This is a genomic window from Nocardiopsis terrae, assembly GCF_014651695.1.
GTDB classification, from domain to species: Bacteria; Actinomycetota; Actinomycetes; order Streptosporangiales; family Streptosporangiaceae; genus Nocardiopsis; species Nocardiopsis terrae.
The window spans coordinates 261,255-285,627 of record NZ_BMXJ01000008.1; the positions used below are offsets into that span (position 1 = coordinate 261,255).

The following is a 24,373-nucleotide window of genomic DNA, read 5'->3' on the forward strand; positions in this document are numbered from 1 at the left end:
TCAGACGACCCCCATATCTGCCAAGTGTCCGGCTATCTTGGATTCCAGTTTCTCTAGTTCGGCATCGAGGGTTTCGACTGTCTCGGCGTAGCGCTCGCCAAGCTCCTGGATCCGTGCGACAAGATCGAGCGTCAGTGCGTTGGCTTCGCTAGTGATGCGATCGCGGAGCGTGGCCGCCCACTTGTCGTCGAGTACGAGTTGCTTGATATCGGGCAGGTTGAGGTCGCCGTACTTCTTCAGGATCGCCAGGTCGAGGGCGGCCTGGGCCTCCTTCGCGGTCTTCTTGGCCTGGGCTTCCTCGTTGTACAGCTTGACCACATGCTGGAGCGCCTCGATCTCCTCGGGGTCGGCCTTCTCGTGCCGTGCCACCTTGAGCTGGGCCGTAGCCAGGGCCTTGGAGATCTTGCCATCATCCATCGCCTCGGCGAGAAGCCCGTCCTCGACTACGTGCTCCTCGGTATACTCCTCGACGGCGCGGCTGGCTTCCTCAACCACCGTGTTCAACCTGTTCACTTCAGCCTGCTCGTCGGTGAAGTACCGGGCGATGACGAGCGCGGGGGGGATGAGGTCCATCTTGTACTTGACGGCCTTGCGCCCCGAACCAACAACCAGGTCTGGTGACTCGGATAGCTTGCGCTCCTTGTCCTCGATGGCCTGGCGGGGCATGGCAGCATCCCGCCATCCCTCGTTCATGACGAGGAAGACGTCATCGTGCATGACGCCATGCCAGTACGTCATGAGTTGCTCGTACACGTCGTACTCGTCGAGCAGAGGGGTGTCCTTGAACCGGGCCAGCAGGTCCTCGCTGATGTGGGAGATCAGGTTCTTGGGGACGGTGTCGGCGTTCAGCGCCTGAAGGATCGGCCGGTGGTCGGCGAACCAGCTCGCCACTTGCCCGCGCACCTCGGCGGCGAACTTCTGGAACTCGTCGAAGTCCAGAATGGTCTGTTGCACCTCGCCCACATCGACCGCCAGGTCGCTGTAGCCGGGGCGGTTCGGCTTGAAGAGCGTGCCGCGAAGGCTCGGAAACGCCCCCCAATACCTGTTGAGCGCGTCCAGGTCGCGGTTCGGGATGCCGCCGCGCAGGTGGGCGCCGAGGTCCTGGATGTCCTCCGGCTCGGAGGAATCGATGTAACGCGGGATGTTGAGATTGTAGTCATTCTTTGGATCGGCGATCTCGTGGAGCGGCACCATGCGCGAGTAGCGCTCGACCTCGGTCCGCTTGTTGAAAACGTCGACGACCTTGTGGATGTCCTGGTTGCGGAGGCGGTTCTTGTTGCCGTCCTTGATGAACCCCTTGGAGGCGTCGATCATGAACACGCCAGTCCGCGCCTGGGCATTCTCCTTGTCGAGGACCACGATGCAGGCTGGGATGCCGGTGCCATAGAAGAGGTTGGCCGGCAGGCCGATGATGCCCTTGATGTAGCCGCGACGCAGGAGCTCCTTGCGGATGACGGCTTCGGCGTTAGCGCGGAAGAGCACGCCGTGCGGAAGGATGACCGCCGCCTTGCCGTTGCTCTTGAGGGACTTGAGAATGTGTAGGAGGAAGGCGTAATCGCCGTTCTTCTCCGGCGGGCGACCGAACTCGAACCGGCCGTAGTCGTTCTCCAGGCCGTTGCTCCACGACTTGATAGAGAACGGCGGGTTGGCGACGGCGAAGTCGAAGGTATCTAGCCGGTCACCGTTAGTGAAGTGAGGGCTGGTGATCGTGTCACCCTTGTAGATCCCCGCGTCCTCGTTGCTGTGGAGGATCATGTTCATCTTGGCCAACGCCCAGGTGGCGTTGTCCTTCTCCTGGCCGTAGATGCTGATGCCTCGCGGCGCCTCCTCGGCCACTTTGAGTAGCAGCGATCCTGAGCCGCAGGTGGGGTCATAGACCGTATCGTCCTGCGCGGTGTCCGGCCCGATGCCGACGATCTTGGCCAGGACGCGCGAGACCTCGGCCGGGGTGTAGAACTGGCCCTTGGACTTGCCGGACTCGGTGGCGAAGTGCCGCATCAGGTACTCGTAGGCGTCCCCGAGCAGGTCGTCTCCCCCAGCGCGGCTGCCCCGGAAGTCCAGGTCAGCGAAGATCGCCACGAGTTTGGAGAGGCGGTCCTGCATCTCCTGGCCCTTGCCGAGCTTCTCCTCGTCGTTGAAGTTGGCGGCGTCGAAGACCGTCACCAGCTGGTTGGCCTCGGCGAGCCTGGCGATGATCTTGTTGATCTTGTCGCCGATCTCCTTGTCGCCCTTGAGCGCGACGATGTCGTCGAAGGAGCCGCGCGGGGGCACCTCGATCAGGGCGTCTGGCTCGGCCTTGGCCTTGTCCGTCACGTACTTCACGAACAGCAGTGTCAGGATGTAGTCCTTGTACTGGCTGGCGTCCATGCCGCCGCGAAGCTCGTCACAGCTCTTCCAGAGCGAGCTGTAGAGATCCGACTTCTTGAGGGCCACTGGTTTCCTTCTATCTGTCGCGCGTCGACTCCCGGCATATGTCTGCGCCGACGTTGCTACTGTCTCGAACGTGTGAACGGGGATGGGCTCGGGGAGCCCATATCCTCCAACAGAAGCATGCCATCAAGCGACGACCCTCGTCCCCGCTCTGAGGACGCCTGCTCTGAGCCAGGTGTGAGAGGGCTCTGGTGTGGCCGTCAGCCAGCCGCGATTTCTGTTCGCTGTGGGGGCAACGCTGCTTGAACCCTCCGTTCCATGTCAGATGGTGAGGGAATCAGCAGGTGTGCGGTGTTGCCCAAGATCACGAAGGCGCGCTATGGCTTCGGCTTGGATCTCCTCGAGCCCGACCGTTCCCGCGCTTCTTACGACGCGTTGAACCTGGTGCGGCAGCCTGTGGCGCACGGCGAGCGACAGCGCTTTGTCGTACAGAGCGTGTGCGCTGCAGAGGTCCCCCGCAGCCGACAAGGTGTCGGCCGAGGTGACCGCCTCGATGGCCGCCCACTGAGGTGCCGGAGCTTCCCCCGATCCTGGACGTGACTGAGCCAGTCCCGCTGCCATGGCCGCGCGTCCGATTCCCATCAGGCCCCTCATATGTACCTCTCGCAGGGAGAAGGGGGCGAAGAGGATCCCGCTGGGCCCCGCCGTGTCCATCAATCGCTCGGCGGCGGTTACGGAGTCGTCAAGCAGGACCGCGTTTCCTTGTTCTCCCGCCGCGCGGGCGAGGAGGATCAGGGTCTGGCCGCGTTCCTGGCCGTTGCGGGAGAGCTCGGCTGCCTCGGTCAGCCGCGCGATGGCGGCCCCGCCGCGACCCGCCTTCCTTAGTTCGTTGCCGTGCATCCGCAGCACGTGTCCGAGGAAGGCACCGTCGTCCAGATGCCGCGCGAGCCGAGTGGCCCGGCCTGTCCAGGACGCAGCGAGGTACAGCCGTTCCTCCGCCAGCGCATGCCCTAACGAAGTGCTGAGGGTCGCTCGCGCACGGGCCTGCCGTAGTCGACCCGCTCCTCCCTCAGACGGGCCTCCAGCCGGGCCACCAGTGGCCACAGCTCCTCGACTGCCTTAACAGCGCGTCCGGCCTGCCGTGCGATTGCTGCGAGTCGCTCGGTCGACTCCCCGAACTGGAGCGCGGCGAGGAAGTCGGCGTCCTCCTCGGCCGTGATTTCCAGGGCGTGCGGTGGGATGGCCAGGGCCCGGCTGGCGGGCGACAGCCCTTGACGGTCGTTGATGGTGCGCTGTCGCCGCTCCAGCAGGGAGACGTAGGAGGGGTTGTATCCCAGGAGCTCGCCCATTGCCGATTGGGACAAACCGGTCAGCTTTCGGTAGCAGCGGAGGATCACCGCCAGCTCCCGCGCCTCCAGGACCTGGCGTGCCTCGGGCAGTAGCCAGAGCCAACGGACGGCGGGCGCGGTGTTCAAGCCCGGGATCGGGAGAACCAGGCCAGGGCCGACCGCTTGTAGCCTTCCGGCATCGGCAGGTCGGGGACCTGGGCTTCGGTGAATAGCCCGGCCTCCTTGTGTTCGCTGGAGACCACAACCGGGGCGTGGGAGTCGACGCGGCACCCGTAGGTGACGATGAAGACGTGCCGGTCCACCTGCGTGATGTGGTAAATCCACGAGTCGAGGATCTCGACCACCCGCACCGGCCAGCCCGTCTCCTCCTCGACCTCCCGGGCCAGGCACCCCTCGGGGGTCTCGCCGATCTCGATCTTGCCGCCGGGCAGCTCCCACTCATTGCGCTCGTTGCGCAACAGCAGCACTCTGTTGTCACGGATGACGACGCCCTTGACCGAGACGGGGTACGTGCGCGGGATGTAAGGGGTGTCGGACACGGAAGGGCTCGCTTTCGAAGGCGTGTGGGTTTGGTACCCGTGAAGTAAACAGGGGAACTGAGCTGTACGGGGTCGTGTCCGGCGAACTCACTGATCGCGACTTCGGATGCTTCGGACCATCGTTATCCTGCCCCGGTACAGCAGTGGATCGCGCTAGGCTCTGTGGGGTGACTGACACCTCGATTCGCACCAGGTTCGCACCGTCCCCGACCGGCATGTTCCACGTGGGCAACGCCCGGTCCCTGCTGCTGAACTGGGTGGTCGCACAACAATCCGGCGGCACCATGGTGCTGCGGATCGAGGACACCGACGCCGCCCGCTCCCGCCCCGAGTGGACCGAGGGCATCCTGGCCGCGATGGCCTGGCTGGGCGTGGACTCCACCCAGTACGAGGGCCCCTACTCCCAGACCGAGCACGCCGACCAGCACACCGAGGCCGCCCAGCGCCTGTTGAAGGAAGGGCTGGCCTACTACTGCGACTGCAAACGCGAGCAGGTCCAGGCCCGCCGGGACAACCCCAACCTGGGATACGACGGATTCTGCCGGGACCGCGGCCTGGAAGCCGGGCCGGGGCGGGCTCTGCGCTTCCGCATCCCCGAGGGTGGTCCGACCGTGGTCGAGGACCAGATCCGGGGCCGGGTGGAGTTTCCGCATGAGGCCTTGGAGGACTTCGTCATCGCCCGAGGTGACGGCACGGCCTTGTTCGTCCTGGCCAACGTGGTGGACGATGTCGAGATGGGCATCACGCACGTCATTCGGGGCGAGGAGCACCTGTCCAACACCCCCAAGCAGCAGTTGCTGTGGCAGGCGCTGGGGCACACCCCGCCGGTGTGGGCGCACGCCCCCGTGCTGGTGAACGACAAGCGCCAGAAGCTGTCCAAGCGGCGTGACAAGGTCGCGATGGAGTCCTACCAGGCCGAGGGCTTCCTGCCAGAGACCATGGTCAACTACCTGATGCTGCTGGGCTGGGCACCGGGTGAGGATCGGGAGATCATGCCGATCGAGGAGATGATCCCGCTCTTCGATCTGGCCGACGTCAACTCCTCGCCGGCGTTCTTCGACGAGAAGAAGCTGCGGGCCTTCAACGGCGACTACATCCGCGCCCTGGAGGTGGACGAGTTCGTCAAGCGCTGCGCCCCCTACCTGGAGGGCGAGGGGGTTCCGTGGCGGCCGGAGGACTTCGACGCGGATGTGTTCGCGCGGATCGCTCCGCTGGCGCAGAGCCGGGTGGCGGTGCTCAGTGAGGTCGTGCCCAACGTCGACTTCCTGTTCCTGGACTCGCCCGTCTTCGACGACAAGAGCTGGGCCAAGGCCATGAAGCCCGGTATCGGCGCGGAGATGCTCACCGCTGCGATCGCCACCTACTCGGACGAGTCCTTGGACTGGGAACCCGAGTCTCTCAAGGGAGCCCTTGAACAGGCCGGGGCCGCCCAAGGGCTCAAGCTCGGCAAGGCTCAGGCGCCGGTTCGGGTAGCGGTGACCGGCCGCACGGTCGGGCTGCCGCTCTTCGAGTCGCTGGAACTGCTGGGCAGGGAGCGCACGCTGGAGCGCCTGCGTGCGGCGTTGGAGCGGCTCAACGCCTGACGAGCCGCACCCAGGCGCGCGGCTACCAAGCGAGAAGGAAGGACTTTCAGGAGTTCTGAGGCTCGGGGCCCGCTCCGCTGTCCGGTGAGTACCCAGCGAACCGGATGTGGAACCGGGCCCTTCGCGCTGCCACGAGACCAGGCTTCCAGCCACCGCGCAGCCTCTTCGGCCTGTTTCGGGGGCTCTTCGTAGTCGATAGCCGTGTCGGTGAGTGCCCGGCATAGTCGGCTCTGCTGGAGCAGCGGCCTCGGGTAGTGGCGGGTGACCCAGGCGATGACGTGCGCGGGGGCGCCCGGGTGGTAGGCGCGTAGCTCTTGCTGGGATTCCTTCGGGTCGAGAGCTGCCGAGATTCTTCGGTCCAGGGAGTGTAGGTGCCCTTCGTCCAGAAAGGCGTCGCCGAGCAACGGAAGAGCTGAACACAGCTGATCCACCAAGGCGGAGAAACCTGTTCTTCCCATGGGCTTCGTTGAGTTGACCAGGTACGGCTGAGCCAGGAAGCACCGCAGAGCCGAAGGGCGAACACCTCGTCTGAGGAGGCCGACGACCCGTGGTGCCGAAGGTCCCGGCTCCAGCAGCTTGGGCAGGAACAGGTGGGACGGAGGAGTCCGCCCGCCGCTGAGAGCCCAGTACAAGCGGACCTGGATGGGTGTGGCGTCCCGCTTGTCAGCTCCCCGGACGACGAGGTTAGTCCGGTTGTCGATGTCGTCCACCACCGTGGCCAGGTGCCACAGGGCACGGCCGTCACCGCGCATGAGGGGCACCATGTTCTGGGCGGGAGCGCGGGGGACGGGGGCGTTCATGGACGTGTAGGCGGTCAGGGACTCGGGGCAGACCCCTTCTGCCTTCATGGACCGATCGACAGCGGCCACGTCCAGGCAGGGGAGTCCCCGCTCCGTCACCAGGAGCCGTAGTGCTTCCAACTTCCGCAGGGCCTCGCCGTAACGGTCACCACGCTGGCTCTGCCGTAAGGCGTTCTTCTCATCCTGGATCGGTATTTGCGCGACCTGAGTGAGCTCGTTGAGCAGGTGCTGCCGGTGTTCGTTTCGGCTGCGTCGGCTGTCGCTGTCGTCCCAGCGGATGGCCACGTGTGCCTGAAAGCCGAGGTGTCGTGCGGCGTTGTGCGCGAACAGGGCAGTGAGCAGGTGGGTGCGCAGCACCCCGGCGCGGAACGAAGTGTGGTTGGGAGAAATGCCCAGGCGTGTGCGGATTTCCTTTGAGGCCGCATGGGCTATCGCTGGATGTGTGAACCACGGGTCGAAGGCCACGTCGGTCACCCTTCGCCCAGCAGGCCGCACCACAGGGGCACGGTGGAGACCATCGGGTGCGGATGACCGTGCCCGAACCTGCCGCCTTCCCCGAACTCCTCGCCGTGATCGGCGCACACCACGACCAAGGGGCGCCGTGCACCCAGCCGTGAGAACAGGTCACCCAGACGGGAATCAGCCCACTCCAGAGCATGCCTCTGCATCTGCAGTAGCGCCTGGACGTCCCGGTCCTCCAAGGCGTCCTCTCCTGAGCCGATCGCTCGGCCGTCATGCAACAGGTAGAGGCGTCGGAGGAGTTCCCTGCTGCGGTCAGTGAGGGGGCTCCACGGCGTCGTGTAAGGGATGTGCGTGCTGGGGCAGTTGACGAAGAGGAAGAACCGTTCGGCCTCCAGACACAGCTCCGCGAGCTTGCGGGTGTGGGCCAGCGGCAGTTGCTCCTCGCGATCGGTGATTCGGGTTTCCGCAGTGGCAGCCGATCGTGCGGGACGGCCGAAGTAGAGGAACTCCGGGAACAGGCCCGGCAGACTGTTCGCGGGCTCGGAGGCGTCGAAGAAGGTCACACCGCCCGCCCCGAGCACCCTGTAACCCCTCTCGGCGTAGTGAGCCATCAAGGTGGGGCCACCGAAAGGGATAGCGGAGGACCGTTTGGAGGGCCGGGCCGCCGCTGAACGCCAGATCGCGTCCACGCCGCGCCCACCGAGAGGGAAGGGGCCCGAGGCCGGCCGGGGCAGGTAGCCGTTGAACAGTGCGGCGTGGGTGGGGAGCGTGTAGGTCCCCGGGCTCTCAGCTCGCAGTAGCGGACCGAGCTTTGCCAGGTTCGGGGTGTGCGCGCTCGCCGCGACGTCGTACCGGCAGGAATCCAGGGTGACGAGGACGACGCTGCGGTCGGCTAGATCGGAGTTCGTCATCGCCTCACACCTCCAGTACCAGGGACGGGTCTCGGAAACGGTCGATCGGGGACAGGGCGAGTAGGCGCTCGGAGAGCAGGGGAAGTTCGGCCAGGGTCTGGGCGGTCAACTCCTCGACGGCGCTGCGGTCGAGGCGGTTACCTCGCCGTGCGAGCCGGACACCGACGAACGACGGCTGGTCCAGGCGGTCACCGTTGCGCGACACCAGCACGACCTCGTTGGGCAGGCCGAGCTTGGCGTGGATACGGTCTGCCAGGCGCGCGGAGGCGAGCGTGTACAGCTTTCCGGTGTGGTGCACCGGGTTCTTGCCGGCCAGGGCCTCGACCCCCGCGCCGCCACTGGCGGAGATCACTCCGTTGGCCTTGTTGCCGCGTCCGACGAGTCCGCAGTCGCCCTTGCCCAAGGAGGTGCCGAACGGCGCAAGATAGGCGCCGCTGCCGTGGTCCTTGGTGTTGACGCTCAGCCGCGTGAGCCACGGACGCTGTCGCACGGCCGGGTGTTCGTTGACGAAGCTGTCAAGGCGCTCGTACGCTTCGGCGATCAGGGCCGTGTACTCACGGTGCGAGCCGACCGCACGGGGATACACCGGCAAGCAGACCGTCGCCTCCAGGACGTCCGCCGCCCTGGTCAACATCACTTTGACGTCGGAACCCAGGCCGCTGAGCGCATTCCTGAAGGAAGGACTGTTGACGTGGTTCTCCACGTCGATCGCCAAGACGTCCAGAGGATCAGCCGGCGAGTAGGCGCTACAGAAGGCTGTGTCATTGGCCAGAGCGCCCACCGAAGCGATACGGCACCCGCTACCAGCCGAGGGGCGGTAGAAGGAAGCGGGGTGGTCTACTCCGACACCCGCGGTGTTCTCCACGAAGCTGCGCACGGAGCCGATGATCTGGTCGCAACCGGTCGCTTCCACCAGCACGCTTTCGACCGTTGCTCTGAAGAGGTCCTCGATGGGGAGGGCCTCGGTGCCCACCGCTCGCGTCACTTTGCCGAACAGGTAGGCGCTGATGGGCTTGTGGATCGTGTAGCCGCCGAAGGCGACCTCTGCTTCAGCGCCGATCAGAGCAACCTTGTCCACCCAGTGGTTCGGGACCGCGCCGAAGCGGTCAAGTCCGTGAAGCGAGTAGCGGCGAGAGAACTCCTCCGCGATGAGGTCGGCGAGCGAGTCCGGGTGGCCGACGCCCTTGCGTTCGACCACGTTGAAGCTGGTGCTCCCTACGGGAAAAAGCATCTCTTCATGGCAAGTGATGCGCATGGGCTGGCTCCTTTTTGATCATGATCGTGAACAAGCTCAAGGAAGGCCGGAAATGGAGTTGCCTCGACCTTTCTCGCGGGAAGGCTGGTCTTAGGAAGTTAAGGTCAGATCCTCCTCATGACCCGGAGAAAAAATCCGGGGTGTCCAGGAAGAGTCCCCATGCCTCCGTGTTCCCCTCAGCTCAGCCCTGGTCAGCGGGTCGCCTGGCACCGGCTTCGGCGTGGCCTCTCACAGGAGGTGCTAGCCGGCTTGGTCGGGCGAACGGCCGACTGGTTGGGCAAGGTCGAGAACGACCGTGCACCTTTGGATCGGCTTTCGGTGATCCGGTCACTGGCTGATGCTCTCGATGTCCCGGTTTCCGTGCTGGTCGGAGAACATCCGAACCAGGGCCATCATGAAAATCAGCATGCACATGTCGCGAATATTCGATCGACACTGATGGACTACCGGCAGCTCATGCCGGGGTTTCCATTCGCGGCGAACAAGGAAGGGCAGCCAGATCTACGCTTCCTTCGCAACCAAGTGGAAACTGTTATGAATGCCTACCAGGCATCCGACTACGACCGCGTGCTGCGTAGGCTTCCCGACCTTCTCTCCCAGGCCCAGACTGCGGTACGTGCCTACGAGGGAGGACAGAGACGGCGCGCCGGAGCTCTACTCGCGGTGGCATGCCAAGCGTGCGCGATGATCCTCACCAAGGTTGGAGAACCTGACCTGGCTTGGATCGCGACAGACAGAGGGATGAAGGCAGCCTTCGACTGCGACGACTTGGCTCTGCAGGGTTCCCTGATGCGTTCGGGGGTGCACTCCCTCCACTCACGAGGTCAACACGAGACGGCCGTCGCGCTGACAGGGGAAGCCGCCTCTTACCTGCGGCGACAACAGGGTGGTCGTCTCAGTACCGCGCGCCTGTTGTCCGTCTACGGCACCCTGTTGTTGCCGGGAGCCGTGGCGGCGGCACGCAACGGGGATCGCGCCAGTGCAGCCGAATATCTGGACGAGGCCGAGCGCATTGCCTTTCAGCTAGGGCGAGACGCGAACCACCTGTGGACGGCGTTCGGTCCGACCAACGTGGCCCTGCACAGAGTGACCGTTGCTGCCAGCCTGGGAGATCCTCGTGCTGCCCTCGAGCTGGGGGTCGGTGTCAATACCGTGGCATTGCCACGGGAGAGGCGGGTACGTCACCTCTTCGACATGGCAGGGGCGTTCACTGACGTCAACGAGATTCCGTCAGCCGTCGAGCACATGCTGGAGGCGGAAAGGTTGGCCGCCTCCCAAGTCCACCAGCACGTGATGAGCCATCAGATCGTGGGACGCATGATGCGGACCAAGTCTGGTAGGCGGGACCGGAGACTGGCGGATTTGGCGCAGCGAGTGGGGATTTTCTGATTCCGAGGCCGTTAGTGTCGGAGCATGGCCTCAGATCCCACGGAATCCTTCGCCCGCCCCCGAGTCGCTGCTGGTGCCTTGTTCTTCGATGAACAGGGACAAGTGATGATGGTGGTCCCCACTTACAAGGACTACCTGGACATCCCCGGCGGCTATATCGAGCACGGGGAGACACCGACCCAAGCCGCGGCGCGTGAGGTGAAGGAAGAACTGGGGATCACCCCGCCGATCGGTCGACTTCTGGTCGTGGACTGGGCGCCCAACCCCTCTGAAGGAGACAAACAGCTGTTTGTCTTCGATGGAGGGGTGCTCGGCCGGCAGTGGCTGGACCAGGTTGTTCTCGACCCGGCCGAACTGGCCGGGTATGAGTTTCACGGTGTGTCCTCAGCAGAGACGGTGACGATTCCCCGGCTTGCTCGAAGGATCGCTCAAGGGGACCGTGCACGTCGTGAGGGGACCACGCTCTATCTGGAGAGCGGCGAGGTCGTCGCGTAAGGATTACCGGTGGCTGTGGAGAGTGGTCTCGACGAAGGCGTTCCACTCCGCGCGGGTGAAGGAGAGGTAGCCCAACTCTCTGTTCTGGGTGTCGCGCACGTCGGCTCCGGTCTCGTGCTCCCGGGCTTCGACGCACTCGTTGGTTCCACCGCTGTAGCTGCTCTTGTGCCAGTCACTCATTGTCAATCGCCTTCATCTCGTCGTAGATGGCCTGCAGTGTTTCCTGTGGGTCCCTGGCGGCTCCCTGTAGAGCAGTGAACACCATACGGCTCCGGTTGATGTCCGCTGAGCCGGAGATGATGCGACCCTCCTCAGCGGATTCCATGTACACCACCTCGGGTTCGTCCGCCGTGGTGATGATCCGCCTCGGCCCCGACGTCCCCGCGTGCCGTTGTGCCCGGATCGGAAGCATCTGCACGGTGACCCGTTCACGCTCGATCTGATGGGCTACATACGCCAACTGCTCTTTTTGTACCTGCGGGGAGCCGTAGCGTCGCCAGAGCACGCTTTGGTCGATGATCAGCCAGATCACCGGAGCCGTAGCCTCTGCCATGCGCTTCGCCCGGTCGTTCCTCTCCTTGGCGAGGGCAAGGACCTGCTCCTGGGAAAGCCACGGTGCCCCATATCGGATGAGTGCGTACGAGTACTCCTGCGTTTGGAGATAACCAGGGAACACCAGAGGCTGGTACTCGAACAGGGCGTCGGCAGCGTGGGTTCGTTTGGTGACCTCGTGCAGCCACACCTGGCGACCGGAGCCCGTGAGCTCCTCCCAGAGCTTGTCCAGCCTCCCATCGCTCTCCAAGACCTCGTCCAGGAACTTCCTCAACCAGGGCCGCGCCATGGCTCGGCCGTTCTCGACGTCGGACAGGTGTGAATCGCTGATGGTCGTGCCGCGCTGGCTGATCCTTCGTGCCAGGGCCTGCTGGGTCAGCTCTGCTTCCACGCGCAACCTGCGCAGTTCCCGCCCGAATGCCTTCAGATCCCGTTCGTCTGTGTGCATGTAGCCATAGGAACACAGCGGGCGACGGCCCGTGGGGGGTTCCAGAGAATTCCAGACGTCCTTGGAAGATTCGTGAGCTCTCCGAGCAGCCTTCACACGCCATCGCCCCAGGCCACATCCTTTCTGTCGCGGGCCCGCAGCCATCAGCGCGACGATGAAAGGAACCGGTGGATTCCATGACTGCCACTCGGCCGCCCCTCGACCTGCCCCGGCGGATTCGCTGCACGGATCCGGCCCGGGGTTCTCTGGAGTGCGGGCATCAGCTCTGGCATCTCAAGGCTGCCCGTAGCTGGGCCACCCACGTGTCCCGCACCACCCCCGCCTGCGCGGACCCGCTACTGGTCTCGCTCTCGGAACTGCACACCAACGCGTTGAAGCACACCGCTTCGGGGCTGCCCGGTGGGCGGGTGCGTATCGAGATCGAGCGACGCCGACGCCTGTTCCTGCTCCGAGTGACTGACGGCGGACCTCGCCCCGGCGCGGAGGCGACCGTGCCTGAGGTCTGCCCGGTGCCGGGGGAGTGCGGGGCTGATGGGTTGCTCGTCGAGGGCGGGTACGGCCTGGCCCTGGTGGACGCGATGGCCCTGTACTGGGACTTCACCCGCGAGCCCGACGGCGGGTTGATGGTTCGTGCTGCTTTCGACCGATCCGGGCGAACCCGGATGGCCGCCTGAAAACCCGCGATCGGGTTGTGGCCGACAGGGGTTGAAGCACCTTGCTCACCCAAGCGAACATCGACCACCCCTCGCGGGAACGGCGTGTCCAGCGGGGATCCAGGGCCGTATGCCCTGCGTGGTGCGGGCGGGAAGCGCAGTCTCGGGCGGTGTGCAACCTCAGGGCCAGAGACACCCGCCCCTGCCGAGCAATGAAGCAGGACCCAGAAGTGGAGGCGCCCCGACACGGTGCGGCAAACACCGGGCCGGGGCTGAAATCCCCACCTGAATGAGCAGGAGGAGATCCGTGGAGAAGCCTACTGGCAGGCACCGCAAACCCGTGCGGGGCTGGGGACAGCGCGTGCGGTGGCTGTTCGGCGCGGTCCTGGCCGCTGTGCTGTGCAGCCCGCTCGAAGTCGCACCGCGCCGTAACATCGACCGTCCCAGGGACGAAGGCTGGTTGGTGCTGGAGCGCCGCGCGACCCCCAGGGCCATCCCCGGCTCCTCGCACGAGGCGCGGTGTAGGAGGCCGGACGTTCTCGGGGCCGTTGGAAACGAGCCCAAGCCTGGTCCCGGGCCGGTGCCGGTTCCGCGACCCCGACGGCCGCACCCCTCGGAGCAGCAGGGGTGGTGCGTGGACAACGATGGCGTGCGCGGGGTGCGCCCGTACCTGTTCCACGGTCCGGAGCGGGTTGACGCCGTCAGTGCACACACCACGGTTGCGGAAGCACCGGGGGAGTTCGATGACCTGGCCGCTGCGGTGCGCACCTGGCTGAGCCTGCCGACCACTTGATCCTTGGACCCGACGGGTCCGAACACGCGGAAGGCCCCGATCCGCTGGATCGGGGCCTTCCGGCTCTGGGGTGAGTGACGGGACTTGAACCCGCGACTTCTTGGACCACAACCAAGTGCTCTACCGGCTGAGCTACACCCACCACGTCCGCCTGGCCTCTCGGCCCTGCGTACGTATGAAAGCTTAGCGGACTCCGAGGAGTGCTTCGATCAGTTTTCCGGGTCTGTCTTGGCGAGAGCCGCGTCACGTGCGGTCAGACCGGTGCCCCCGTCGACCACCTCGGCGGCGATGGCGCGGGCCGTGGCCGAGCTCGGTCCGGGTTCGGGGACGAACGCCGCGGCGCGGAAGTACCGCAGCTCACGGATGCTCTCGGTGATGTCGGCGAGGGCGCGGTGACCGCCCTTCTTCTCCGGGCTGGCGTAGTAGACACGCGGGTGCCAGCGGCGCAGGAGCTCCTTGATCGAGGAGACGTCCACCATCCGGTAGTGCAGGAAATCGTCGATCCGGCGCATGTCGCGTGCCAGGAAGGTGCGGTCCGTGGCGATGGAGTTGCCGCACAGGGGCGCCTTGCGCGGTTCGGTCACGTACTGGCGGATGTGTTCGAGGACGCGGTCCTCGGCCTCCTCCAGGGTCACGCCCTTGTCCAGCTCCTCCAGGAGCCCCGAGGTGGTGTGCATGTCCCGGACGAAGTCGCCCATCCGGTCCAGGGCCTCCTGCGGCGGCTTGATCACGACGTCCACACCCTCGTCGAGGATGTTCAGGTCCCCGTCGGTGATCAGACAGGCCACCTCGATAAGTGCGTCGTTCTCGAAGTCGAGGCCTGTCATCTCGCAGTCGATCCACACCAAACTGTCATTCATACCGGTCAGCTTAGAGGCTGGGCGGACCGGCCCGGAGACGCGAAGGGGGCGGCGGGCCCTCGGCCCGCCGCCCCTCATCGTTGCTCGCTACCGGGTCAGTCCCAGACGTAGGGGTCTGACACGCCCTGCGGCTCACCGACGTCGAAGATGTCGTACATCCAGTCCCACACGTCCCAGAACTGGAGGTAGGCCAGCGCCAGCAGAACCAGAATGATCAGCACCAGGAAGAAGCAGCCGCAGCCGCAACCGCGCTTCTTCTTGGGCGGTTTGGGCGGCTGCTGGGGCGGCGGCCCGTACGGGTTCTGCCCGGGACCGCCGTGCGGGCCCCACTGGGGGGCGCCGGGGTGCGGTCCGCCGGGAGGGCCGCCCATGGGGCCCTGCGGCGGACGGCCGGGGCCGCCGGGCGGAGGACCTCCGGGAGGGCCGCCCATGTGCGGCTGGCCGGGACGCGGTCCGGGACCGCCGGGCGGGCCCCACTGACCGGGCGGCGGACCCTGCGGGGGCATCGGGGGCCGGTGGCCCATCTGCTGCTGCGGCGGGAAGCCGCCGGGCGGCGGTCCGAACTGCTGGTGCGGCTGTCCGGGCGGCGGGTAACCCTGCTGGTAGCCGTACTGGGCACCGGAGGGCGGCTGGTTCGGTCCCGACGGCGGGTGCTGTGCTCCGGACGGCGGCTGCTGGCCCGGGAAACCTCCCTGGGCCGGGCCGCCCGGGGGTACGGCGGGGCCGTGGCCGGGCTGTGCGCCCGACGGAGCCTGGTTGGCACCCGACGGGGGCTGGTTCGGGCCGGACGGGGGCTGGGGCTGGCCCGGGTTCTGCGGGGTCCACCCGGCGGGCGGGACACCCGCGGACTGCGGGGTGTCGGCCTGGGGCTGCTCGGGGGCGGCGGGGGCGTTCTGCTGGGCCTCCTCAGCCCGCTTGCGCTCCTCCTCGGCTCGCCGCTGGGCCTCTTCAGCCTGCTGCTTGGCCTCGGCCTCCCGGCGGCCCTGCTCCTCCTCGCGCTTCTGGGCGGCCTCCGCCTCGGCCTGACGGCGCTGTTCCTTGCGCTCCTCGGACAGGTCCGACCAACCCTCTTTGAGGTTGCCGAGGAACTTGTTGAACTTGCCGCCCTTGCCGTCGTCCTCGCCCGCACCGCCCGAGAACGCCGGGTCGTTGGGGTCGAAGACGGCGGTGCCGCCGGGCCCGCCGGGCTGGTCGTCGCCGGGGTTGAACACGGCGGTACGCGGGGTGTCACCGATGCTGCCGGGATCGAAGACGGCGGTGCGGGGTGTGTCGCCGATGCCCTCGTCGGCCAGGTTGGCCGTGGGGACCTCGTCGTCGGTATCGGGCGTGTCGTCGCCCGCACCGGGCAGGTCGGAGGGGCTGACCCGCATCGTGGCGCCGGGGCCGCCGCCCAGGTCCGCGGTCTCCTCGTCGTCGCTGAGGTCGGCGGTCGGCTCCTCGTCGCCCGGGTCCTGGCGCCAGGACGGGCTGATCCGCATGGTGCTGGGCCCGTCGTCGACCGGTGCCGCGGGGGGACCGGCCGCGTTGTCCGGCTCCGAGGCCTGCCGGGCCCAGGACGGGTCGATCCGCATGGTGCTGGGCTCGTCGTCGCCGGGGGTGGGGGTGGAGGACGAGGGCTGCGAGGGGGCGGAGGTCTGCTCCCCGGAGGGGCTGATCCGCATGGTGCTGGGTTCGTCGTCGATGGGTGCTGACGGCGAGGAGGAGCCCAGGCGGACCGTCTCTTCCTCGTCATCGTCGGGAGGCGGGGAGCCGTCCCTGTTCTGGTCGCCCAGGTCGGTGGTGGCGGCTTCCTCGTCGGAGCCGTCGGCGCCGCCCTGGAGTTCGCTCAGCGAACGGGTATGCCTCGTCCACTCGTCACCGTTCCACCATCTGAGCGTCTGCGCGTCGCCCTGCGGGTCGGCGTACCAACCCGGCTCGATAGATCCACCCATGGGCGACAGACTAAGGGGTTTTGGAGCTGTACTTAACCAGTGGTATCCGATTCTTCGTGATGGTGGGGTTTTGGTGCTTTTCTCCCTCTGCTTGGGTGCTTATGTGGTTACGGAGGGTTGGTGACCGGGGTGTTTCCGTGATAACTGAGGGGGTCTCGCGGCCGGAACCGTCCCGTGCAGACCGGCGGCCAGCACCCGCTCCGGTGCCACCCGGCCGGGCGCGGTCGACAGGGAACCCGGAACCTGGCCGTGGCCGAAGTGGCCGCCCCGGGACCACACCCTGACCGTTTCCTCCGGGGAGGGGGAACGCTCGTCCCGAACACCGGGCGGTCCGGCCGGCCAGTTCCTGGACACACCCCACGACTCCAGCCAGTCCACGATCGGGGCCAGCCCGACGAGGGGGCCGCCGGTGAACGGTTCCTCCTCGGTGGCGACCACGGCGACCACCAGGCAGACCCGGCCCTCGTCACCGTGCTCCAGGCACAGGCCGTGCCGGGAGGTGCTGCCCAGGGCGAGTCCGCTCCGCCGGGTGGCCGCCAGGGTCTGCGCCACGGCACCGGTCAGCGGGTTCCACACCAGGTGGACGCTTTCCCCCTTGTGGACCAGCCGGTGCGCCTCCTCCCGCGCCGACCACGTGTTCGGGTCCGACCCGGTCACCGTCCAGACGGCGCGCGGGGCGCCGCCCCCGGTGGCTGTTCGGACGGCCCCTCCTTCGATCCTCTCGGCACCGGGCATCCACGCCTTCGCCATGGCACTCCCCAATCCGGCCGCACCGGGTCTCGGTCCTGTGGATCCGGGGCGGGAAAGGCGTCTGGGGCCCGGATCCAGGTCCTTCCCGTGGTACGCCACCCCGGTGGAGAAGTCCATAGCCCCGCGGGCGGCGGATAGGTTCATGTCACCTTCCGTTCCGACCCGCCCGTTCGACGGAGGGGGCCGAGCGGAAAGCTTCGAGGAGGGCACCGCACCGGACCGCTGCGGAGCGCCCGGGCCGCAACGAGGACGACCGGGACGCGGCGCGCTGCCGCGTCCCGGTCGGTCCGCCTCCGCCGGGGCCCGGACCCCGGCGCGGGCGGACCCCGGTGCGGGGCCCGCCGTGTGCCTACTCCTCCTCGGTCCCGTCGTCGGCGATGCGCAGCGAGAACGCCTGGAGGAAGATGTCCCCGATCTCGGTCGGGTCCTCGGTCATGTACGCCGCGCCCCCGGTGGCCGCCGCGATCTCCTGGAGCGGCTCCAGGTTCTGCACGTCGGGGCCGAAGGCGATCGTGATGATCGGAATGGGACGGGACGGGCTGGCGAGGGAGTCGATCTGGGACATCAGATCCTCGAACTCCAGCCCGCCGGGGTTGTCGTTGTCCCCGTCGGTGAGCATCAGGACCACGTTGGTGCGGTCGGGCCGGTAGGTGCGCGACATCTCCTGGTAGGCGGCCAGGTAGGTCTCGTACAGCGCGGTGTCGCCCTGCGGGAGCGGCTCCAGGCCCTGCAGCGCGGTGCCGATCACGTCGCGGTGCGCGTTCCCGGCGTCGTCGGTGGCCTGCAGCTCCCTTATCGGGGCGATCTCCTGGTAGTGCAGGTCGTTGTTGACGTTGGTGGAGAACTTCCACAGGCCCAGCTCGGAGCTGTCGGAGAACATCTGGAGGCCCTCCGCGGAGGCGGCGCCGGCCACCTGCATCCGGGTCAGCCCGGTGCCGGGCACCTCGGCCAGCATCGACCCGGAGACGTCGACGATGGTCAGTACCCGGGAGTCCATCTTCAGCTGGTTCCAGGAGCGGGTCAGCTCGGTGATCGAACCCTCGGAGGGAGCGGGCAGCTCGGCGGGTTCGTCCGTGCGGAACCCGGTCTCCTCGGTCAGCACGGAGCCGTTGACCTCGCCGTCGGGGCCGCGGAAGCCCTCGTCGACGAAGCGCTGGACGGCCTCGTCGGTGCGCACCGCGGTCCGGAACACCTCGGCGGCGCGGGTGATGTCGCTGTCCTCGCTGCGCACGATGTACGGGTAGTCGAGGAAGTAGGTGCCGTCGCTGAGGTAGCTGGGCTGGGCCTCGGCGTCGGCGTGGGCCGCGTTGTAGCGCCACACCGCCTGCTCCGACATCACCATCACGGGCGGAGCCTCGGCACCGCCGCCGCTCAGTGCCAGGAAGGCGGCGTCCTCGTCGGCGGAGGCGCCCTGGTGCAGGGACTGCAGCGCGGCGGTCATGTGCGCGTTGAAGGTGTCGGCGTCGGGGCTTGCCTCCTCCAGCGCGCCGTGCAGCAGGTAGAGGGTGCCGAGCCCGCTGGAGCTGCGGGCCGGGTCGACCACGCGGACGGTGCGGTCGCTCTCCTCGCCGGGGGCGGCGGTGGGGACCACGTCCATCCAGGTGGTCTCGCCGTCGTCGGCCTCGGCGAACTCGGCCAGTTCGGCCAGGACCAGCGGGCTGCGGGCCAGGGAGGTGCCGGTCTCGGTGATGACGGCGTCCCCGGACTGGCTCTGGACCAGCCGCGGCCACACGGAGGAGTCCGGGATCCACACGTCGGATTCGGTGTCGCCCATGGTGGCACCGGACCCGGTGATCTTGTAGGCGACGTTGGCCGAGTCGACCTGGCGCACGTTGGCGCGCACGCAGTCGTTGTCGACCTTGTGTTCCTCGGCGTTGAAGTCGCTGGCGACGTCGGCCAGCGCGGGGCCCAGCTCGGGGCTGACCGCGACGTCCAGCTCGATGTCGGAGCCGCCGCAGCCGTCCCCCTGTCCGAACATGTACACGCCCGCCACGGCGAGTCCGACCACGATCACCATCGCGGCGGCCAGCGCGGCGAAGGCGCCGCCACGGCCGCGGCGGCGTCTGCTCCGGCCGGAGGGTTCTTCTGCGTATCTTCCGCGGTGACGTCCCACAGCTTTCCTCACGGGGTGGTGTACGGACGAGGTGTCGTACAGGGGGATGAGTCGGTACAGGGGTGTGCGGTACGGGTGGTCCCGTACGCGCCGGTTCGGCCTCCGGATCGGTGCCGGAGTGAGGCGAACACGGGTGGGTTACTGGTGGGAACGGTACTCAACACCCCAAGCTTCGTGAATGGGACCCGGGGTGCCGGGATGTGCGGCGGCGATCGGGCCAGGTGTGTCCGGATCATCCGCGGAGTGCCGTCCACCCTGGGAAATCCGACTTGTCCGGTTCGGAATGAATCCCGGTGAAACGGTCGGTCCGAAAAACCATTCCGATATCGAATCGAGACCCTTCGGGGATCGGGTCGGCCGCCGGGTCAGTTGTCGCAGTTGGGTACGCACAGGCGCCGCGAGATCGAGCTGAGGAAGAAGTCCCCGATCTCCGCCGGGTCCTCGGCCACGAAGGAGGAACCGCTGGTGGCCCGCGCGATCTGCGCCAGTTCGCGCTCGTCGGCCCCCTCGCCGAAACCGATGACGAACATCGTGACCGGCCGCCGCGGGTCGAAGCGGTCCTGCAGGGCCGCGATCAGCTCCTCGTGGGAGATGTCGCTGGACCCCTCGTCCTGTCCGGCGGTCAACAGGATGACGCTGTTGATCTTGTCCTCGTGGAAGTTGTCCTGCACCTGGTCGTAGGCGGCCAGGACGTTGTCGTACAGGCGTGAGCCCCCGCCCGCGACCTCCAGCCCCTCGGCCACCTCGATCATCTCCTGGCGCCGGGTGACGTCACCGTCGTCCGCCGCGCCGAGCGGGTGCATGTCGGCGGACTCCTCGCGGCCGTTCTCACCGAGCTCCTCCGACATCAGCCACAGGCCCATGTCGGTCTCGTCCGGGAACATCGCCAACCCCATGAGCGCCGCCTGCTTGGCGACCTCGATCTGCTCGGTCCCGCCGTCGAGGCTCTCCGACATGTTCTCCGAGGCGTCTGCCAGCACCAGAGTGCGGCTGGGCATGGACAGCCGGTTCCAGTCGGTGACCGACGCCAGCAGGGCGTCGCCGGTCAGGTCCTCGTGTGTGGCGGGCGGTTCCGCGATGATCCCGGACCGGCCGGCCAGCACCGGCGACGCCTCCCCGTCCGGGTCGCGGAAGCCCAGCTCGCGCATGCGTTCCCGGTAGGTGTCGCCCCGGACGACCTCGTACAGGTCGGCGGCGGCCGACCGGAGCACGGAGTCGTCGGTGGTGGTCACGTACGGGTAGTCCAGGTTGACGGTGCCCTCGCTGACGTAGTGGGCCCGGAGCCGGGGCGCGGAGTCCGCACGGCGGTCGTTGTAGGACACCACCGCCTGCTCGGGTACGGCGATGACCGGGTCCACCCGTTGGTTCGCGGCGGCCGAACCGGTGAAGACGCTGGTCAGGTCGATCTCGCCGAACGCGCTGTCCAACTGCACGTCGCGGACGAAGTCGGTCATCGCGGTGTCCGCCTCGTCCCCGGTTCCCAGGTGCTCGCGGATCGCGTGCATGACCGTCATGCCGTCGGCGCCCCGGTTGGGGTCGACCATCACCACGGGGCGGTCGGGGTCGCGTTCACCGGGGAGCAGCAGGCTCCAGCTGGCGTCGTCCTGGTCGGGCATCCCCTCGGTGTCCGGCGGAGCGGCGAGCACGACGGGGGAGCTGGCCAGGGAGGGCGGGTCGGTTTCGATGCCGTGCGCGCCGCCGTCGGAGACCCGGGCCAGCTCGACCCAGGCGGAGGACTCCGGCACCCACACGTGCGGGGCGATGGTGGAGTCACCGGGGCGGCTGCCGGTCAGGGCGTTCAGGATGCGGTGCGGCGGGATCTCGTCGACCTGCGCGTACACGCACTCGCCGCCGTAGCTGTGCTCGGCGGAGTTGAACTCCGACGCCGCCTCGCGCATGACGGTGGCCGTGCTCTGGGTGGCGGACACCCGCAGGTAGCGGGTGTCGCCGCAGCCGAGGGCGTTCATGGTGACCGGGACGGCGATCGCTGTGAGGGCGATCAGGGCGACGACGATCGCGGTGATCCCCAGCGGCGACCCCGCCACCCTGCGGGTGGTGGCGGCGGTCGGCGAGGAAAGGCGGTGGCGTCCACTGGGCACGGGCACTCCGGGGGTGTGGCTGTCTCCGGCCTCTGGGCGAAGCCTCCCGGGGGCCGGTCTTCAGGGGCGGCGCGGGGGCTGCGCCGGGCGCCCCGCGGTGGGAAGTTCGGTGAACCATCGTGCGGCCAACGGCGTCACACACTGCGAATGCGAACGAGCGGACGTAGCACACGAACGATTCCTCACCAGGACCTTACTCGCTGGTAATGCGCGAGCGAAAGGGGCGGAGTGTTCCGGCTCACAGGCGGTTCGCCTAAGGGGTCGGTGATCTCTTTGTTACGGTGCACGTCCAGTACCACTACTCACTCCCGGCTACCATTGCCCCGGTATTCGCTTGACCGATACATGACGTCCGCTTGGCGGGCGCCCCACGAAGAAGGGCGCCGCACGCCGCGGACGGCCCCTGTGAGCAATCGACCCCCGAGGGTTATGGCATGTCCCATTCGCACAGTGATCGACGGAGCCGAGGCAGCCTCGGCACCGTGCTGCTCGCCGGAGCCTGCTGCGCCGGCGCTGCGGCCTACGCCGTGCTGGTCGGGCCGTCGATGCTGCCGCCGCCGGACGTCGAGACCACGAACGCGGCCAGCCCGGAGGTGCTCGGGAGCGTCGTCGAGCAGCCGGAGGAGGCCGACGGCACAGGCCCGGTCGGCCAGCTGCGCATCCACGTCAGCGACCGGGACCGCGCCTGGGTCCAGACCCTGAACTGCACCGGGAACCTCGCGGAGGACCCCGAGCCCTGCGCGGTGATGGCCGAGGCCGCGCAGGAGCTCGCCGAGGACCCGACCGCCGACGAGGCCGGGAGCGGCGACGGCGAGGACGGGGCCGGCACCCCCGGGAGCCTGCTGTTCACCGAGGTCCGCGAGGGCACGGTCTGCACCGACAAGGTGTACGGCCCCCAGGAGGCCGCGATCGAGGGCACCTGGGAGGGCGAGGAGATCGATACCACGCTCTCCCGCAAGGGCTCCTGCGAGGAGGCCCGCTGGCAGCGCCTGCGCGCCGTCACCGAACAGCTCGGCTGAACCGGCCCCGCCCGAGAGGGCCCGGAGCGGGTCCCCGACCCGTCCCGGCACCACCCCTGTTCCTGCACCACACCGGGCACGGGATAATCGCTGACCATGGATGCCATCAGGGTCAGTGACCCCACCGACCCGCGTCTGGCCGACTACACCCGGCTCCGCGACGTCAACCTGCGCCGCCACCTGGAGGCCGAACACGGCCTGTTCATGGCCGAGGGCGACAAGGTGATCCGCCGGGCGGCCACCGCGGGCTTCAGCCCCCGCAGCTTCCTGCTCACCGAACGCCGCGCTGAGGCCCTGGACGACGTGGTCGCCGCCTCCGGTGCGCCGCTGTACGTGGTGAGCGAGGAGACCGCACGGAGCCTGGTCGGTTTCGACCTGCACCGGGGCGCCCTAGCCGCCTACCACCGCAGGCCGCTCCCCGGACTCGACGAGACCCTCGCCGGCGCCCGCAGCATCGTCGTGCTGGAGGACCTGGTCGACCACACCAACGTCGGCGCGATCTTCCGCAGCGCCGCCGGGCTGGGCGTGGACGCCGTGGTCCTGGCCCCGCGTTGCGCGGACCCGCTCTACCGCAGGTCGGTGAAGGTGTCGATGGGGGCTGTCTTCACCCTCCCCTACACCCGCCTCGACGACTGGTACGGCGGCCTGGACACGCTGCGCGACGCCGGGTTCGACCTCATGGCGCTCACCCCGGGCGAGGGTTCGCTACCGATGCGCGAGGCCATGGACCGCCTCGGAGCCGACGCCAGAGTGGGCCTGCTGCTGGGTACCGAGGGCGACGGCCTGTCCTCCCGCTGGCTGGAGCGGGCCACCTCCCGGGTGCACATCCCGATGGCCGACCGCGACGTGGACTCCCTCAACGTCACCGCCGCCGCGGCCGTGGCCTGCTACGAACTCGGACGCACCCGGTGAACACACCCCGCCGCGCGTCGCCGTCGGGGCCCCGGGCCGCCCGGGCCCGTAGTGTGGCGCCTGACGCAGGCAGAGCAGAGGGAGGACGTACGACATGGGCGGCCGAGCACTGGTGCAGTGGGAGCAGAACAGGGACAACGCCCCCGAAGCGCTCCACGTCGACCTCTACGCGGGAGGACCGGCCCCCGGCGCGGGCCTGGAGGACGTCACCTTCTACCAGGTGCCCTACGCGCCCTCCACCCAGGGCGTGGACGAACGGCTCGACATCATCGACCGGATGCCGGAACTGAGGGTCCTCCAGTTGGTCTCGGCCGGGTACGAACAGGTCCTCGGGCTCCTCCCGGACCACGTCACCCTGTGCAACGGCCGGGGACTGCACGACGCCAGCACCGCCGAGCACGCGCTCGCACTCATCCTCGCCGCCCAGCGCGACCTGCCCCGGTGGGCGATCGACCAGCGCGAGCACCGTTGGGGTTCGGTCCCGCAGCGCTCCCTGGCCGACTCGCGGGTGGTGATCGTCGGCTACGGGAGCATCGGCCGGGCGATCGAGCGGCGCCTGCTGCCCTTCGAGACCGACGTGCTCCGGGTGGCGAGCCGGGCCCGCCCGGAAGAGGGGGTGCACGGCGTCGGCGAGTTGCCCGCACTGCTGCCGGACGCGGACGTCGTCGTGCTGGTCACGCCGCTCACCGAGGACACGCGGGGCCTGTTCGGCGCGCCCGAGTTCGCGCTGCTGCGCGACGACGCCCTCGTGGTCAACGTCGGCCGGGGACCGGTCATGGACACCGGCGCCCTGCTCGCCCAGAACGGCCGGGTCCGTGCCGCCCTGGACGTCACCGACCCCGAACCGCTGCCCGTCGACCACCCGCTGTGGGACGCGCCGGGCGTGTACCTGACCCCGCACGTGGCGGGTGGTTCCGCTGCCTTCTACCCGCGCGCCCGAGCCTTCATGGACGCCCAGCTCGCCCGCTGGGCCGCCGGTGAGCCGCTCGCCAACGTCGTCCGGCCCGGAAGGTAGCGCGGACCCCGGCACCCCGGACCCCGGCACGGTCCGTACGCGTCGGCCCGGGACCCGACCGCCCCGACGCGCACC

21 protein-coding genes and 1 tRNA gene are annotated in these 24,373 nt (G+C 68.1%); 8 read left to right on the forward strand and 14 right to left on the reverse strand.

Annotation, left to right across the window (positions count from 1 at the left end):
• The 4 genes from IE195_RS23020 to IE195_RS23035 form a co-directional block, all read right to left on the reverse strand.
• Complete coding sequence (locus IE195_RS23020; protein ID WP_191275129.1) at window positions 1-2,433, reverse strand: type I restriction-modification system subunit M; 2,433 nt, start codon at window positions 2,431-2,433, stop codon at window positions 1-3.
• Between the two features lie 258 nt (window positions 2,434-2,691).
• A complete protein-coding gene (locus tag IE195_RS23025; protein ID WP_191275131.1) occupies window positions 2,692-3,270 on the reverse strand; it encodes a hypothetical protein in 579 nt (192 codons plus the stop codon).
• Between the two features lie 110 nt (window positions 3,271-3,380).
• A complete protein-coding gene (locus IE195_RS23030; RefSeq protein ID WP_191275133.1) occupies window positions 3,381-3,845 on the reverse strand; it encodes a hypothetical protein in 465 nt (154 codons plus the stop codon).
• Window positions 3,842-4,258 (reverse strand): NUDIX hydrolase, encoded by a 417-nt coding sequence (locus tag IE195_RS23035; protein ID WP_191275136.1) that lies wholly within the window; start codon window positions 4,256-4,258, stop codon window positions 3,842-3,844. The genes IE195_RS23030 and IE195_RS23035 overlap by 4 nt, the downstream gene beginning before the upstream one ends.
• Window positions 4,259-4,425: 167 nt before the next feature.
• Between IE195_RS23035 and gltX the strand changes: the two genes are divergently transcribed.
• Window positions 4,426-5,841, forward strand: coding sequence for a glutamate--tRNA ligase (gltX, locus tag IE195_RS23040; RefSeq protein ID WP_191275137.1), 1,416 nt, complete (start codon window positions 4,426-4,428; stop codon window positions 5,839-5,841).
• Between the two features lie 1,270 nt (window positions 5,842-7,111).
• Here gltX and IE195_RS23045 read toward each other — a convergent pair.
• Both IE195_RS23045 and IE195_RS23050 read right to left on the reverse strand, forming a co-directional pair.
• Complete coding sequence (locus IE195_RS23045; protein WP_191275139.1) at window positions 7,112-8,014, reverse strand: sulfatase-like hydrolase/transferase; 903 nt, start codon at window positions 8,012-8,014, stop codon at window positions 7,112-7,114.
• Window positions 8,015-8,018: 4 nt separating this feature from the next.
• Window positions 8,019-9,245 carry a methionine adenosyltransferase gene (locus tag IE195_RS23050; RefSeq protein WP_229826406.1) on the reverse strand — a complete coding sequence of 409 codons (1,227 nt, stop codon included), beginning with the start codon at window positions 9,243-9,245 and terminating at the stop codon, window positions 8,019-8,021.
• Window positions 9,246-9,428: 183 nt separating this feature from the next.
• On the opposite strand from IE195_RS23050, the gene IE195_RS23055 reads away from it, so the two are divergent.
• Both IE195_RS23055 and IE195_RS23060 read left to right on the forward strand, forming a co-directional pair.
• On the forward strand, window positions 9,429-10,658 hold the full coding sequence (locus tag IE195_RS23055; RefSeq protein ID WP_191275143.1) for a helix-turn-helix domain-containing protein: 1,230 nt from the start codon (window positions 9,429-9,431) through the stop codon (window positions 10,656-10,658).
• 24 nt (window positions 10,659-10,682) lie between these two features.
• Complete coding sequence (locus IE195_RS23060; protein ID WP_191275145.1) at window positions 10,683-11,153, forward strand: NUDIX domain-containing protein; 471 nt, start codon at window positions 10,683-10,685, stop codon at window positions 11,151-11,153.
• A 3-nt stretch (window positions 11,154-11,156) separates the two neighbouring features.
• Here IE195_RS23060 and IE195_RS23065 read toward each other — a convergent pair whose 3' ends face one another.
• Window positions 11,157-11,333 carry a DUF397 domain-containing protein gene (locus IE195_RS23065; protein ID WP_191275147.1) on the reverse strand — a complete coding sequence of 59 codons (177 nt, stop codon included), beginning with the start codon at window positions 11,331-11,333 and terminating at the stop codon, window positions 11,157-11,159.
• Window positions 11,326-12,153 (reverse strand): helix-turn-helix domain-containing protein, encoded by an 828-nt coding sequence (locus IE195_RS23070; protein ID WP_191275150.1) that lies wholly within the window; start codon window positions 12,151-12,153, stop codon window positions 11,326-11,328. Before IE195_RS23070 ends, IE195_RS23065 begins: the two co-directional genes overlap by 8 nt.
• A gap of 167 nt (window positions 12,154-12,320) precedes the next feature.
• On the opposite strand from IE195_RS23070, the gene IE195_RS23075 reads away from it, so the two are divergent.
• Together IE195_RS23075 and IE195_RS23080 are read left to right on the forward strand one after the other, a co-directional pair.
• A complete protein-coding gene (locus IE195_RS23075; protein ID WP_191275152.1) occupies window positions 12,321-12,827 on the forward strand; it encodes an ATP-binding protein in 507 nt (168 codons plus the stop codon).
• Between the two features lie 286 nt (window positions 12,828-13,113).
• Window positions 13,114-13,599, forward strand: a complete 486-nt coding sequence (locus tag IE195_RS23080; RefSeq protein WP_191275252.1) for a hypothetical protein — start codon at window positions 13,114-13,116, stop codon at window positions 13,597-13,599.
• A 66-nt stretch (window positions 13,600-13,665) separates the two neighbouring features.
• Here the strand turns inward: IE195_RS23080 and IE195_RS23085 are convergent.
• The 6 genes from IE195_RS23085 to IE195_RS23110 all read right to left on the reverse strand — a co-directional run bounded on the left by IE195_RS23085 (window position 13,666) and on the right by IE195_RS23110 (window position 21,352).
• Window positions 13,666-13,741 (reverse strand) — tRNA-His (locus IE195_RS23085).
• Window positions 13,742-13,808: 67 nt separating this feature from the next.
• Window positions 13,809-14,459: an oligoribonuclease gene (gene orn / locus IE195_RS23090; protein ID WP_191275154.1), complete on the reverse strand. Its 651-nt coding sequence runs from the start codon at window positions 14,457-14,459 to the stop codon at window positions 13,809-13,811.
• Window positions 14,460-14,554: 95 nt separating this feature from the next.
• Window positions 14,555-16,390, reverse strand: coding sequence for a DUF2510 domain-containing protein (locus IE195_RS26360; protein ID WP_225942505.1), 1,836 nt, complete (start codon window positions 16,388-16,390; stop codon window positions 14,555-14,557).
• Between the two features lie 99 nt (window positions 16,391-16,489).
• On the reverse strand, window positions 16,490-17,140 hold the full coding sequence (locus IE195_RS23100) for a hypothetical protein (protein WP_191275156.1): 651 nt from the start codon (window positions 17,138-17,140) through the stop codon (window positions 16,490-16,492).
• Between the two features lie 349 nt (window positions 17,141-17,489).
• A complete protein-coding gene (locus tag IE195_RS23105; RefSeq protein ID WP_191275158.1) occupies window positions 17,490-19,253 on the reverse strand; it encodes a substrate-binding and VWA domain-containing protein in 1,764 nt (587 codons plus the stop codon).
• A 365-nt stretch (window positions 19,254-19,618) separates the two neighbouring features.
• Window positions 19,619-21,352, reverse strand: coding sequence for a substrate-binding domain-containing protein (locus tag IE195_RS23110; protein WP_191275161.1), 1,734 nt, complete (start codon window positions 21,350-21,352; stop codon window positions 19,619-19,621).
• 434 nt (window positions 21,353-21,786) lie between these two features.
• Between IE195_RS23110 and IE195_RS23115 the strand changes: the two genes are divergently transcribed.
• The 3 genes from IE195_RS23115 to IE195_RS23125 all read left to right on the forward strand — a co-directional run bounded on the left by IE195_RS23115 (window position 21,787) and on the right by IE195_RS23125 (window position 24,298).
• Window positions 21,787-22,371 carry a hypothetical protein gene (locus IE195_RS23115; protein ID WP_191275163.1) on the forward strand — a complete coding sequence of 195 codons (585 nt, stop codon included), beginning with the start codon at window positions 21,787-21,789 and terminating at the stop codon, window positions 22,369-22,371.
• Between the two features lie 96 nt (window positions 22,372-22,467).
• Window positions 22,468-23,283: a TrmH family RNA methyltransferase gene (locus IE195_RS23120; protein WP_191275165.1), complete on the forward strand. Its 816-nt coding sequence runs from the start codon at window positions 22,468-22,470 to the stop codon at window positions 23,281-23,283.
• A 94-nt stretch (window positions 23,284-23,377) separates the two neighbouring features.
• Window positions 23,378-24,298, forward strand: a complete 921-nt coding sequence (locus IE195_RS23125; protein WP_191275168.1) for a 2-hydroxyacid dehydrogenase — start codon at window positions 23,378-23,380, stop codon at window positions 24,296-24,298.
• Window positions 24,299-24,373 lie beyond the last annotated feature (75 nt).

What these genes read in the sequence shown, in the direction of transcription:
- IE195_RS23025 (WP_191275131.1), bottom strand. Translation starts at nt 3,270, where the DNA reads ATGCACGGCAACGAACTAAGGAAGGCGGGTCGCGGCGGGGCCGCCATC.
- IE195_RS23045 (WP_191275139.1), bottom strand. Translation starts at nt 8,014, where the DNA reads ATGACGAACTCCGATCTAGCCGACCGCAGCGTCGTCCTCGTCACCCTG.
- IE195_RS23050 (WP_229826406.1), bottom strand. Translation starts at nt 9,245, where the DNA reads ATGCTTTTTCCCGTAGGGAGCACCAGCTTCAACGTGGTCGAACGCAAG.
- IE195_RS23055 (WP_191275143.1), top strand. Translation starts at nt 9,429, where the DNA reads ATGCCTCCGTGTTCCCCTCAGCTCAGCCCTGGTCAGCGGGTCGCCTGG.
- IE195_RS23060 (WP_191275145.1), top strand. Translation starts at nt 10,683, where the DNA reads ATGGCCTCAGATCCCACGGAATCCTTCGCCCGCCCCCGAGTCGCTGCT.
- IE195_RS23065 (WP_191275147.1), bottom strand. Translation starts at nt 11,333, where the DNA reads ATGAGTGACTGGCACAAGAGCAGCTACAGCGGTGGAACCAACGAGTGC.
- IE195_RS23070 (WP_191275150.1), bottom strand. Translation starts at nt 12,153, where the DNA reads ATGCACACAGACGAACGGGATCTGAAGGCATTCGGGCGGGAACTGCGC.
- orn (WP_191275154.1), bottom strand. Translation starts at nt 14,459, where the DNA reads ATGAATGACAGTTTGGTGTGGATCGACTGCGAGATGACAGGCCTCGAC.
- IE195_RS26360 (WP_225942505.1), bottom strand. Translation starts at nt 16,390, where the DNA reads ATGGGTGGATCTATCGAGCCGGGTTGGTACGCCGACCCGCAGGGCGAC.
- IE195_RS23100 (WP_191275156.1), bottom strand. Translation starts at nt 17,140, where the DNA reads ATGGCGAAGGCGTGGATGCCCGGTGCCGAGAGGATCGAAGGAGGGGCC.
- IE195_RS23115 (WP_191275163.1), top strand. Translation starts at nt 21,787, where the DNA reads ATGTCCCATTCGCACAGTGATCGACGGAGCCGAGGCAGCCTCGGCACC.
- IE195_RS23120 (WP_191275165.1), top strand. Translation starts at nt 22,468, where the DNA reads ATGGATGCCATCAGGGTCAGTGACCCCACCGACCCGCGTCTGGCCGAC.
- IE195_RS23125 (WP_191275168.1), top strand. Translation starts at nt 23,378, where the DNA reads ATGGGCGGCCGAGCACTGGTGCAGTGGGAGCAGAACAGGGACAACGCC.